The 13290-nt window shown below is 41.1% G+C and carries 10 protein-coding genes; all 10 read left to right on the top strand.

All coding sequences use genetic code 11. The features are described from left to right. Positions 1-5: 5 nt before the first annotated feature. Entirely contained in the window at positions 6-908 is a 903-nt protein-coding gene (gene prmA, locus ACFN7Z_RS05905; protein ID WP_004696394.1) for a 50S ribosomal protein L11 methyltransferase, read from the top strand. Between the two features lie 18 nt (positions 909-926). Then, the gene (locus ACFN7Z_RS05900; RefSeq protein ID WP_010327050.1) at positions 927-1826 is read left to right on the top strand and encodes a DUF3426 domain-containing protein; all 900 of its coding nucleotides are present in this window, start codon (positions 927-929) and stop codon (positions 1824-1826) included. Positions 1827-2206: 380 nt separating this feature from the next. Beyond that, positions 2207-2476, top strand: a complete 270-nt coding sequence (gene fis, locus ACFN7Z_RS05895; protein ID WP_001086304.1) for a DNA-binding transcriptional regulator Fis — start codon at positions 2207-2209, stop codon at positions 2474-2476. A gap of 90 nt (positions 2477-2566) precedes the next feature. Further along, positions 2567-4141 (top strand): bifunctional phosphoribosylaminoimidazolecarboxamide formyltransferase/IMP cyclohydrolase, encoded by a 1575-nt coding sequence (purH, locus tag ACFN7Z_RS05890; protein ID WP_029575056.1) that lies wholly within the window; start codon positions 2567-2569, stop codon positions 4139-4141. Positions 4142-4282: 141 nt separating this feature from the next. Further along, positions 4283-5566, top strand: a complete 1284-nt coding sequence (purD, locus tag ACFN7Z_RS05885; RefSeq protein WP_010327052.1) for a phosphoribosylamine--glycine ligase — start codon at positions 4283-4285, stop codon at positions 5564-5566. Positions 5567-6148: 582 nt separating this feature from the next. Further along, positions 6149-7021 (top strand): MetQ/NlpA family ABC transporter substrate-binding protein, encoded by an 873-nt coding sequence (locus tag ACFN7Z_RS05880; protein WP_010327053.1) that lies wholly within the window; start codon positions 6149-6151, stop codon positions 7019-7021. Between the two features lie 73 nt (positions 7022-7094). After that, positions 7095-8120 carry a methionine ABC transporter ATP-binding protein gene (locus tag ACFN7Z_RS05875; RefSeq protein ID WP_010327054.1) on the top strand — a complete coding sequence of 342 codons (1026 nt, stop codon included), beginning with the start codon at positions 7095-7097 and terminating at the stop codon, positions 8118-8120. Further along, entirely contained in the window at positions 8117-8812 is a 696-nt protein-coding gene (locus ACFN7Z_RS05870) for a methionine ABC transporter permease (protein ID WP_004696373.1), read from the top strand. The genes ACFN7Z_RS05875 and ACFN7Z_RS05870 overlap by 4 nt, the downstream gene beginning before the upstream one ends. 86 nt (positions 8813-8898) lie before the next feature. Next, complete coding sequence (locus ACFN7Z_RS05865) at positions 8899-9525, top strand: hypothetical protein (RefSeq protein WP_029575057.1); 627 nt, start codon at positions 8899-8901, stop codon at positions 9523-9525. A 187-nt stretch (positions 9526-9712) separates the two neighbouring features. Further along, on the top strand, positions 9713-13282 hold the full coding sequence (gene dnaE, locus ACFN7Z_RS05860; RefSeq protein WP_010327056.1) for a DNA polymerase III subunit alpha: 3570 nt from the start codon (positions 9713-9715) through the stop codon (positions 13280-13282). Positions 13283-13290: the final 8 nt, after the last annotated feature.

Here is a 13290-nt window from a genome sequence, read left to right as displayed (position 1 = left end):
TTCCTGTGAAGTGGTTACAAATTCATATTACGGTTGATCAAGCGCAAGTCGATTTTACTGAAACCCTTTTAGAATCTTTGGGTGCAGTCAGTGTCACATTAGATGATGCAGAAAACCAAGACTTACTTGAACCACTTCCAGGTGAAACGCCACTTTGGAATAAAGTCATTGTGACAGGTATCTATGCGCAAGAAGACGACGAAGAAATTGATGTCAATGCATTAGAAACGTTTATTCGCACTCAAATGCCTGATGCACCGATGCGTAGCGAATTTCTTGAAGACCAAGAATGGGAACGCACATGGATGGATGCCTACGAACCAATTCAAATTGCAGACAAATACTGGATCGTTCCTGAATGGATGGAAGCACCAGAACCGGATGCAGTGAACATTAAACTTGATCCAGGCTTAGCGTTTGGTACGGGGAACCATGCATCTACTTTTCTTTGCCTGCAGTGGTTAGGTAAAACTGATGTTAAAGATAAAATCGTGATCGACTATGGTTGCGGTTCAGGTATTTTAGGGGTTGCTGCTCTACTCCTAGGTGCAAAAAAAGTCTATGCGACAGATATTGATCCACAAGCAATTTTAGCCACTGAACAAAATGCGGCACTCAATGGCGTGGCTGAGAACCTTTATGTCGGCTTACCAGACGAGTTCAATTTAGAGCTGGCTGACCAAAAAGCAGATGTCTTTGTTGCAAATATTTTGGCAGGCCCGCTTATGATGTTAGCGCCAGAATTCGCAACTTTGGTCAAATCTGAGGGAGAGTTCGCACTTGCAGGTGTAATTGAAGAGCAAGTTTCTGATGTTTCTAGTGTTTATTCTGAGTTTTTTGATATATTAGAGGTCGAGAAACGTGATGAAAACTGGTGCCGAATCTCGGGTAAACGCCACACCCTTTAAATGAACTCTTAATACACTATGAGCGACAAACAAACCTCTTGCCCTAAATGCCTAACCATCTACAAAGTAAGTGTTGCACAACTCACTGTTGCGCAAGGTATGGTTTGTTGCCCAAAGTGTTCGATGACCTTTAATGCGCTCTCGCATTTAACCACGGGTCATACTTTTGACACAGGTGAGGAAAGATCGTCGAATCAGAATGACATGAGCATGTCTTCAAATTCAGCATTTTCCTCTCCTCGTATAGACAGCATTCATTTTGATTTATCACAATCTGCTGCACTTTCAATGTCGACATCAAATTTGCTTGATATTTTCAACCTGAAAGTTGAGCACTCCAACATTGACCTCAAAACTTATTTAAACAATTTAAACTATTTTAGTACCGACCCGATTGGTAACTATCCTGCCATGAATTTGGCAGACAACAATCCAGCGAAACCGCAAAAAAGCCCGATGTACTATATGCTTTGGGGTATGATTAACTTCAGCTTATTGGCTTTATTGTGTTTCCAATACTTATGGTTTAACCCACATATCCTCAATAACAGCCCCGCATTAGGTGCAACCTATAATAAAATTTGTCTCGTACTGAACTGTAGCAGCCTACAAGAACGTTACAGTCTGATCAGCATTAATAAATTAAAAGTAAAACGTGTAGACGCACAGAAAACTCAATTTTCAGGTGAACTGATCAATTATCATGACACCAGTCTTCCCCTACCAGATCTTAAGGTCATTTTAAAAGTGGATGGTGAAGTCGATTCAACCTATCAACTACATGCAAATGAATATTTGATTGATAGTCTCGTTGGAATCAAACGAATTCCTAAAAATAGTCCGTTCAAATTCAAATTTAGCCTGCCAGTTAGCCGTAAAAGCTTCAATCATTACAGTTTAGAAATAGTCCAGCCCTAAAATTTAAAAAAAATGTAAAAAAAGTGAAAAAAAATGCAGTTTTCTTGCTCACTTTTTCTTAGACAATGGTATGATACGCGCCACAAAAGCTTAGTGCTGCAATCTCCTCAGTCTTTTAATACAAATAGAACATCAGCAAAAATGCGCGTTATCGAAATATCGCGTATTGAGCAGATTTTTTTGTTAAAAAAAGGTCGGTAACAAATATTTAACTATTGTTACGCTTATATTTCGACCAACTTAGCGATATTGTGGCATGCTAAATGTACAGTTTTAGAACTAGTCGTTTTAGGATCTAAAACGAAGTTCATTTTAATTTTAGACCACTTTATATATGTCACTTTACCCAAGTGATATTTAGATTTTTCGGATTACTTCGCATGAATAGCAAATCTCCTATTTTTACTGCACAGTCTGATGTCGCTCTTCGTATTCACGTAGATCGCGCAGTTCGCCACTATTTTGCACAACTGCAAGGCGAGCAACCATCTCAGGTCTACGACATGGTGCTGGCAGAAATGGAGAAACCTCTTCTATCTGTAGTTTTAGAATATACCCGCGGTAACCAAACACGTGCTGCGGAGATTCTAGGACTTAACCGTGGAACTTTACGTAAAAAGTTAAAAGCTCACGGTTTAATGAGTGAATAAATGATAAAATGCTTGCGGCTTCCGCGGGCATTTTTTTTACCTGCTATTTTTGACTTTTTGTTTTAATTCTTGATAACTGTGACGAAGATCATGACCATTAAACGCGCTTTAATCTCTGTTTCCGATAAAACTGGCATTGTAGAGTTCGCTCAAAACCTTGTTGCTCTAGGGGTAGAAATTTTATCTACTGGCGGTACATATAAGTTGTTAAAAGACAACAATATCGCTGTAGTTGAAGTTTCAGAGCATACGGGTTTCCCAGAAATGATGGATGGTCGTGTAAAAACGCTACACCCGAAAATTCATGGTGGTATCTTAGCTCGTCGCGGTCTAGACGAAGCTGTGATGGCTGAACACAATATTGATGCGATCGATCTTGTGGTTGTGAACCTTTATCCATTTGCTGCAACTGTCGCTAAACCGAACTGCTCACTTGCAGATGCGATTGAAAATATCGACATCGGCGGCCCAACCATGGTGCGTGCTGCTGCGAAAAACCATGCTTCTGTCGGTATTGTGGTCAATGCTACAGACTATGACACTGTTATTGCTGAGCTAAAAGCAAATGGTGCTTTGTCTTACGAAACTCGTTTTGACTTAGCCGTTAAAGCATTTGAACATACAGCACAATATGATGGCATGATTGCTTCTTACCTAGGCGCTCGCGTAGGCAAAGAAGAAGGTCAAGCAGACAAGTTCGCACGTACCTTTAATACACAATTAAATAAAGCTCAAGACTTGCGTTATGGTGAAAACCCGCATCAGTCAGCAGCATTCTATGTAGAAAGTACAGCAACTGAAGCATCTGTTTCAACAGCGAAACAACTTCAAGGTAAAGAACTTTCTTATAACAACATTGCAGACACAGATGCCGCACTTGAATGTGTGAAATCATTTGCAAAACCTGCTTGTGTCATCGTTAAACACGCAAACCCATGTGGCGTTGCTGTGTCTTTAGATGGTATTCAAGCGGCATATGACTTGGCTTATGCGACAGATCCTGAATCAGCTTTTGGCGGTATCATTGCATTCAACCGTGAATTAGATGTTGCAACTGCACAAGCGATTGTTGACCGCCAGTTTGTGGAAGTGATCATTGCACCAAGCATTGCTGAAGGCGTACTTGAAGTCACTGGCGCGAAGAAAAATGTTCGTGTTCTCGTTTGTGGTGAATTACCGGCACTTGATGAACGTGCGCCACAACTTGACTATAAACGCGTAAATGGCGGTTTATTGGTTCAAGACCAAGACTTAGGCATGATCACCAAAGATGATTTAAAAGTCGTGACGAAACGCGCACCAACGGATGCTGAGATTGATGATTTGATCTTTGCATGGAAAGTTGCGAAATACGTAAAATCAAATGCCATTGTTTATGCTAAAGGTCGTCAAACCATTGGTGTAGGCGCAGGTCAAATGAGCCGTGTTAACTCAGCGCGTATTGCTGCGATTAAAGCGGAGCACGCAGGCTTAGTGGTTGAAGGTGCTGTAATGGCATCTGATGCATTCTTCCCATTCCGCGATGGTATTGATAATGCAGCGAAAGCAGGCATTAAATGTATTATCCAACCAGGCGGTTCTATGCGTGACGAAGAAACCATTGCTGCTGCAGATGAAGCAGGTATTGCAATGGTCTTCACGGGCATGCGCCACTTCCGTCATTAATTTACAATAATTCATATTCAAAAATCCCCCTAAATCCCCCTTTTTAAAGGGGGACTTGTCATGAATTAAAGGACTCTTTAAATTCGTGATGCCCCTCCCTTTTCAAAGGGAGGTTGGGAGGGATTAAAAAAGGATAGTAAGATGAACATTTTAGTTTTGGGTAATGGCGGTCGTGAACATGCGTTGGCATGGAAAATCGCGCAAGATGAAAAAGTTGCAAAAGTTTTTGTTGCACCAGGTAATGCAGGAACTGCAACAGAAAACAAATGTGAAAATGTTGCACTCAACATTTTAGACAATGCTGCAATTATCGACTTTGCAAAAAATAATGCAGTAGATTTGATTATTGTGGGTCCAGAAGCACCGCTTGTAAATGGTGTAGTGGATGCTTGCCGCGCGGCAGAGCTTCAAATTTGGGGGCCAACTCAATTTGCTGCCCAGTTAGAAGGCTCAAAAGCCTTTGCTAAGCACTTCTTAAAACGCCACAACATTCCTACTGCGTTCTACGATGTATTTACTGAAGTCGATGCAGCGAAAGCATTTGTTGAAAAAAATGGCGCGCCAATCGTGATCAAGGCCGATGGTCTTGCTGCGGGTAAAGGCGTAATTGTAGCCATGACTAATCAAGAAGCTTTTGATGCGATTGATGACATGTTGGCGGGCAACAAGTTTGGTGATGCTGGTTCTCGTGTTGTGATCGAAGAATTCCTTGCTGGTGAAGAAGCGTCTTTCATTTGTATGATTGATGGCGACAACATCTTACCAATGGCAACATCTCAAGACCATAAGCGTATTTTTGAAGGCGACCAAGGTCCAAACACGGGTGGTATGGGTGCTTACTCTCCTGCTCCTGTGGTGACTGCAGACGTATTTGAAAAAACCATGAATGAAGTGATGCGTCCTACCGTTGAAGGTATAAAAAAAGACGGTCACGTTTATACAGGTTTCTTATATGCAGGCTTGATGATTGATGACAAAGGTCAACCAAAAGTGATCGAGTTCAACTGTCGTTTTGGTGACCCTGAAACTCAGCCGATTATGATGCGTTTAAAATCTTCTTTGGTTGATCTGGTTGAAGCTGGTATTGCAGGTAATCTTCCAGCAGAAGCTGAATGGGATGAACGCAAATCAATTGGTATTGTCCTAGCAGCAGAAGGTTACCCAGAAACCGTTCGTCAAGGTGACGTCATCTCTGGTCTTGGTCAATCTCCTGAAAACACAAAAATCTTCCATGCGGGCACTACAATGAGTGCCGACGGTCGCATCTTGACTGCAGGTGGTCGTGTTTTATGTGTGACAGCTCTTGGTGATACCGTACTTGAAGCGCAAGTCAATGCTTTAGAGGTTTGTGGTCAAGTCACATTTACGGGTATGCAATACCGTACAGATATTGGTTATCGTGCGATTGCGCGTGAAAATACTTAAAAACATTCATACCGTAAAAACCCGCTAAATGCGGGTTTTTTTATTGCAAACCGCTGCGAATTTTTTTAAATATATCCGTATGAATATAAATCAAGTTCTACAGATGTAGCTATATTCATCCTGTATTCTGAGACATACTTTTTGCACTTTATACTCGTTATATCTATTTTTTGTATTTAGTTTAGATAAAATCTTATAAAGAACAAAATTTATGCAAATTATTATTTTTTAAATAGATTAATTAAAAATAATATATTGTTTTCATTATAAAATTATAAACAAAATTCAAATTACTAATCTTTAAATAAGATAAGTATTGAACTTTTATACTCTATATCGAATATTACTTTGTTGATATGATGTGCAAAATTTAACGATTGAGCAAAGATGTTTCTAGTGAGTTGAAAAAGTTAATCTTTTCCAAAGTGAAAGTACATATTCGACTGATATCGAATTGCACACTTGCAAAACTCACATTACAGTCATATGCATCAAATCAGGAATACCTGATTTAAAATCAATCGATCTCTCTATTGTTCAGCTAAGTTAAGCCTCGTTTGGGTGCTTACTCGGGAAGAAAAAATGAAAAAAATTCTAGGAATTGCGCTGGGTTTATCTGTTGTTTTAACGGGTTGTAGCAAACCTGAAGCACCTGTAGCAGATGCGGCTAAAACGGATACTGCAGCAGCTGAGCAAACAGTAACCATCGCATCGACTGGGTCTGATGCAGACATTTGGCGCTATATTGCAACTTTGCCAGAAACTAAAGCAGCTGGCTTAAAGCTAGACATTAAAAACTTCACTGACTATGTTGCAATGAACACTGCTGTTGCAAACAATGAAGTCGATGTCAATGCATTCCAATCTTATGCTTACCTTGTAGCATATAACGAAGCGAACACAGCGAAGATTGCTCCACTTTCAACGACCTACCTAGAGCCAATGGGCATCTATTCAAGCAAAGTAAAAACTCTGGCTGAATTTAAAAATGGTGCTACGATTGCAATTCCAAATGATGGTGCGAACGAATCACGTGCATTGTTATTATTACAATCTGCGGGTCTAGTGAAGTTAAAAAATGACTTTGACTTCGTGAAAGGCACTTCGAAAGACATTGTTGAAAACAACAAAGCTCTCGTCATCAAGCCAATTCAAATGGCAACAGCTGTACGTGTGAAAGACGAAGTTGATGCAATTGTTTTGGGTAATACCCTTGCAATGGAAGGTGGTCTAAACGTATTGAAAGATGCGATTTATTATGAGCCAATCGACCAAACCACGAAAATGAACGTCAACGTTCTTGCTGTGGCTGAAGCGCGTCAAAACGACCCTGTACTGAAAAAAGTTGGTGAGCTTTACCATGTCGCTGCAGTAGGCAAATATGTTCAAGAACATTTTGGCGGCACAAAAATTGATGTGAACAAGCCAGTAAGCTACCTTACTCAAGCTAAATAGTAATATAATCAAATCAACGAAACAGGCAAAGTCTCTTTGCCTGTTTTTTCATTTTTGTGTAGTTTTTGACGATATGATTCAATTTAAAAACATTTCAAAGCACTATCAGCTGAAAGGCCAAACCATTCTTGCACTGGACCAAATCAATTTGGATATTCCAGAAGGTAGTATTTTTGGCGTTATTGGCTATAGTGGTGCAGGTAAAAGTACCCTCATTCGTTTGATCAATTTACTTGAACGTCCAACCGAAGGCCAAGTAATTATCAATCAGAAAGACTTTACTGCATTAGATGCAAAAGCATTACGTCAAGAACGTGCAAATATTGGCATGATTTTCCAGCATTTTAATTTACTGCAAACCAAAACCGTTGCAGCCAATATTGAAATGCCAATGAAACTTTTAGGTTATAGCAAAGCTGAACGTGAAAAACGTTTGAATGAGCTACTTGAGTTTATTGATCTCAAACACAAAAAAGAAGCTTATCCAGACGAGCTCTCGGGTGGTCAAAAACAACGTGTCGGTATTGCACGTGCGCTTGCCAACCATCCTAAAATATTACTTTGTGACGAAGCGACTTCTGCACTAGACCCACAAACCACCAAGTCAGTTTTAGACTTGCTCAAAAAAATCAATCAAGAGCAAGGTATTACCATCGTCATGGTGACGCATGAAATGGATGTGATCCAAAGCATCTGCTCACATGTAGCCGTGATGGAACTCGGTAAAGTGGTTGAAACTGGAAAAACAGTGGACCTGTTTAGTCGTCCACAACATGCAACGACACAGAATTTTATTCAAACGATTTTGCATCAACAACTACCTATTAAGCTTCTGAATAACCTCGAACATAAGCATCATCATAGTATTTACCGCTTACAATTTCTGGGTAACTCTGCCCACGAAACCGTAATTCAAAACTTAATTAAGCAGTTTGATATTAGTCTGAATATCCTATTTGCCAACATGATTGAAATTGATGGCAATGTGATTGGACAAATGTTTGTTCAGCTCTTGGGCGATGAAAGCCTGATCGCTGAAGCAGTTGAGTTTTTAAAACAACATGGTGTGGCTGTTGAACAATCAGGAGAGCTGGCATGAGAGATTTAATTGTCCAGTGGTTAACTCAAATCACAGCACCTTTTTGGAAAAGCTCTTTATCGATTGATCAGTTTATTACCGCTTTGCAAGAAACATTTCATATGGTGTTTTTTGCAATGCTGTTTGGCTGTATTTGGGGCTTTATTCAAGCTATCATTTTATTGGTCACACGTCCTGATGGTATTTTGCCAAATAAAGCGATTTATCACAGCCTCAACCCGATTGTGAATGCCCTGCGCTCTCTGCCCTTTATTATTTTGCTGATTGCGGTTTTACCTTTAACCAAACTCATCGTCGGTACATCGATTGGCACTTGGGCTGCAATTGTTCCGCTCACCATTTATGTTGGACCTTACATTGGTCGTTTGGTGGAAACTTCATTACTTGAAGTGAATGAAGGGATTATCGAATCTGCACAAGCCATGGGTGCAACTCCGCTACAAATCATCTTTAAGTTTATTTTACCTGAAGCACGCAGTTCACTGATTTTAAACTTAACCACAGCCACGATTAGCTTAATTGGTGCCACAGCGATGGCTGGTGCAGTGGGTGCAGGCGGTATTGGCGACCTTGCTATTTCTTATGGTTATCAACGTTTTGACACCAGTGTCGTGATCCTCACGGTGATTGTGCTGTTGATCATGGTGCAAATTGTACAATCCGTTGGCGATTGGCTGTCTAAACTACGCTAACAAAATTAAGCTCTCAATATTGGGAGCTTTTTTTCAGGTCTAAGTTTTATATAATCTGGCAAACAACACTTTTAAAAGCTATAACGATGAAAATAACAACTCTATTGATCAGTCTAAGTCTTTTGCCGATGCTCAGCCATGCAGCTTCAAATCCCTATAACTACGTCACCAGTGTAAAAGTGAATCAGGTTGAACTCAATGCACCTGTGACAGCACATCAAGTCAGTCAATTACTCGCTCCTCCGAATGGAAAAACCAGCAAACAATATGCCGAATGTACAGGCAACTATGAATACAGTATTACCAGTACCCAACCCAAAACCCTAAAATTTGAGATTTTTAGCGAAGATAATCCCAAGATTCAGGCTGAAAAATTCTATAAAGACAAAGCGAGTTTAAAACAACTCGGTCAAACCAAAGGCCGTGTTTGGCTTGACTGGAAAAGCACTCAAGCGATGGGCGAAAATATACGCGTGCAAAATACTCAGATCACACCGAATTATACTTTGCAGCAGTTTAAACAAGACTTTAAATACAGTGCACAAGGTATGGCAGCATCAGGTGAAGCCCAAGTTTTGCTCTTGCAGCCCAATGAAATCAAAGCCTTTCTAAAAAAACCCCAAGACTTTGCCCCACCCTACACAGCTTATCTCAACTTTGGTTTTAAAAATGGACGGTTAAGTAATTTTGCCCTTCAGCAAGCAGTGGCCTGATAAAGGCTTTTATTCCAAGAAACAATGCGACTGACATTGGCTTTTTTAAGTCGTTTAGAACTTACTGACAATAAAATAAACAGTCCAAACACTGTAGCCTATTAAATTTTGCCAATTCATTTGAATCGCACTCAGAATGAAGGCAGAGCATGTTAAACTATTCAGCGGTTTTTGCAGGGACTCACTTATGCACTTTGTACATCTTGGTATTCATACAGAATTTTCAATCACAGAATCAATTGTACGTATACCTGATTTAGTCAAAGCTGCTAAGGCAGAAGGTATGCCAGCCCTTGCCATTACTGACTTATCTAACTTACATGCTGCTGTAAAATTTTATGGTAAATGCTTAGATAATGGTATCAAACCGATTATGGGTTCAGAAGTTCGCTTGAACGATGCTGAACATCGCGTGACATTATTGGCGATGAGCAATGTTGGCTGGCGTAATCTAACCGAACTGGTTTCAGAAGGTTTTATCCGAGGTCAACAGCTTGATATTCCTTGCGTTGCAAAAGACTGGATTTTAGAACAAAACCATGACCTGATTGCGCTACTTGGCATGCGATCTGATGTCGGCAAAATGCTCTGTACATCGAATCCGCAAAAAGCCGAACCTTTACTCGAAGAATGGATTGCAAAGTTTGGCAATCGTGTTTATTTGGCTTTATGTCGAACAGAGCGTTCAGGTGAAGATGACTTCAACTATGAAGCCCTAAAACTGGCTAAAAAATACAATATTGGTGTAGTTGCGCACAACGATGTGCACTTCATGAAAGAAATAGACTTTGAAGCACACGAAGCCCGAGTCTGTATTGCCGATGGTTATGTATTAGGGGATAACCGCCGACCAAAAAATTACTCTCCAGAGCAATATTTTAAATCTGGCCAACAAATGGCGGAGTTATTTGCAGACATTCCCTCTGCAATTGAAAATACTTATCAGATCGCGAAGCGTTGTAACGTCACTCTGCAATTAGGTAAATACTTCCTGCCTGACTACCCTATTCCTGAAGGCCATACCATTGACACCTACTTTGCACATTTATCCAAAGAAGGTTTAGAAGAGCGTTTAGACTTTTTATATCCACCAGAAACGCGTGATGAATACTGGCCTCAAAAACGTAAAGAATACGATGATCGTTTAGAGTATGAAATCGGGACCATTCTTAAAATGGGTTTCCCAGGCTACTTCTTGATTGTCATGGACTTCATCCAATGGTCCAAAGGTAATGGCGTTCCCGTTGGTCCAGGTCGTGGTTCAGGTGCAGGTTCACTTGTTGCATACAGCTTAAAAATTACGGATCTTGATCCTCTCCCATACGGACTACTGTTCGAACGCTTCTTAAACCCAGAACGTGTTTCAATGCCCGATTTCGACGTCGATTTCTGTATTGCTGGTCGTGATCGTGTGATTGACTATGTTGCGCGTACATACGGACGCGATGCAGTATCACAAATTGCCACTTTCGGCACCATGGCAGCCAAAGGTGCTATTCGTGATGTGGCACGTGTCTTGGGTAAATCCTATGGTTTGGCAGACCGAATCTCAAAAATGATTCCGACTAAACCTTTAGGTTTAAGCCTCGAAGAATCCATTGAAGCAGAGCCACAACTTAAAGACATTGTCACCAACCCATCTAACCCAGACAATGACGATGCCGCTGAAATTTGGGAAATGGCATTAAAACTCGAAGGCATTACCCGTAACACAGGTAAACACGCAGGTGGCGTGGTCATTTCCCCAACTAAAATTACCGACTTTTCTGCCGTTCTATGTGACGCAGATGGTACAGGCCGTGTTGCGCAGTACGATAAAGACGACGTTGAATCTGCAGGTCTGGTGAAGTTCGACTTCTTGGGTCTACGTAACTTAACGGTCATTGAAGATGCCGTGAAGAATATCAATAAGCGCATTCAGTTAGATGTGCCTTTAGACATTGCGTTCATTCCGCTTGATGACAAAGATGCATACCTTATCTTTGCCAATGCCAACACCACAGCGGTCTTCCAGTTTGAATCCGTGGGCATGAAAAAAATGCTCAAGGAAGCACGTCCAAGCAAATTTGAAGAAATTATCGCCTTCGTATCCCTTTACCGTCCGGGTCCGATGGACCTGATTCCAGACTTTATCCACCGTATGCATGGTGGCGAGTTTGAATATCTTCACCCCCTACTTGAAGGTGTACTTGAGCCGACTTACGGCATTATGGTTTACCAAGAACAGGTAATGCAGGCAGCACAGTATTGTGCGGGCTATAGCTTGGGTGGTGCGGACTTACTTCGTCGTGCAATGGGTAAGAAAAAGCCCGAAGAAATGGTCAAACAGCGCCAAATTTTCACGGAAGGTGCAGCGAAAAAAGACATTGATGAAGCCACTGCCAACCATATTTTTGACTATATGGAAAAGTTCGCAGGTTATGGCTTTAACAAATCGCATGCCGCAGCTTATGCCTTAGTGGCCTATCAAACGGCATGGCTCAAAGCGCATTATCCAGCTGAATTCTTAGCAGCGGTGATGTCATCGGAAATGCAAAACACCGATAACGTGGTGTTCTTGATTGATGACTGTCGACACAACGATATAGAGGTATTGCCGCCTTCGGTCAATATGTCTATCTATCAATTCCATGCTTCGGACGATAAAACAATCGTCTATGGGCTCGGTGCGATTAAAGGCGTCGGTGAAGCGGCGATGCAGTCAGTCATTGACTCACGTATTCAAGATGGGCCATATCGTGATTTGTTTGATTTCTGCCACCGTATTGATCTGAAAAAAATTAATAAACGGACTTTAGAAGCGTTGATTCGATCAGGTGCTTTAGACTGCCTCGGCATTGAACGCTCAAGTCTAATGGCGCAACTACCTGAAGCGGTACAAGCGGCTGAACAAGCTCGCTCAAACCGTGAAACAGGTATCATGGACTTGTTTGGTGAAGTTGAAGAAGTACAACGTAAACCCGCTAAACCCGTTAAACCTTGGTCAGATGAAGTCCGTCTCAAAGGTGAAAAAGATACTCTAGGGTTGTATTTAACCGGCCACCCAATTGATGTCTATCGCACTGAGTTGAAAGCGTTTATTCCGAACAAAATCAATGAACTTACCCCAACCCGTCGTGGTGTTACTACGGTTTTTGCAGGTCTCGTGGTCGATGTAGCCAACTTCCCGAACCGAATGATGGTGACGTTGGATGATGGTACCTCACGAATTGAAGTCTCTGCGAATCATGAACGCTTTATGCGTTTTAAAGACATCATTCAAAATGAAAAAGTCGTGGTAATTGAAGGCGAAATTTACGAGCGTGAAGGTTTTGACCGTCCAATGGGACGCTTAACCAAAGCATTTACTCTGAATGAAATTCGTCAAAAACGCGCCAACTGTATTCAAATTCGTCTCGACCCAACACATAGTACAAAAACACTGAGTCAAGATTTAAAAAATATACTTGCACCCTTTTGTAATGTCGATATGTGTAATCACATCCCGCTGCAATTGCTATTGGACTACCCGTATGCCACGGCTGAATTGCACTTAGGGATCAATTGGAAAGTGGCACCGCTGGATGAACTACTTTCTAAACTGCGTGACTATTTTGGTAAAGAAAATCTTCATGTGGAATATCAAGTCAAATCCAAAGCAGCCAAAGCGGTGAGCTATGAAGAAGCCAAACCTGTAGATGTACCACCGCCCCCTGCGGATATGAGCATGGATGATGCCATTGACTTATATCAAGCTGAAGTCGGTCAGTTCTCTTAATTATTTAA

Source organism: Acinetobacter sp. P1332, from assembly GCF_044057475.1.
GTDB lineage: Bacteria > Pseudomonadota > Gammaproteobacteria > Pseudomonadales > Moraxellaceae > Acinetobacter > Acinetobacter johnsonii.
The sequence above is the reverse complement of the archived record's forward strand: the minus strand, read 5'-3'. Positions and strand labels throughout refer to the sequence as shown.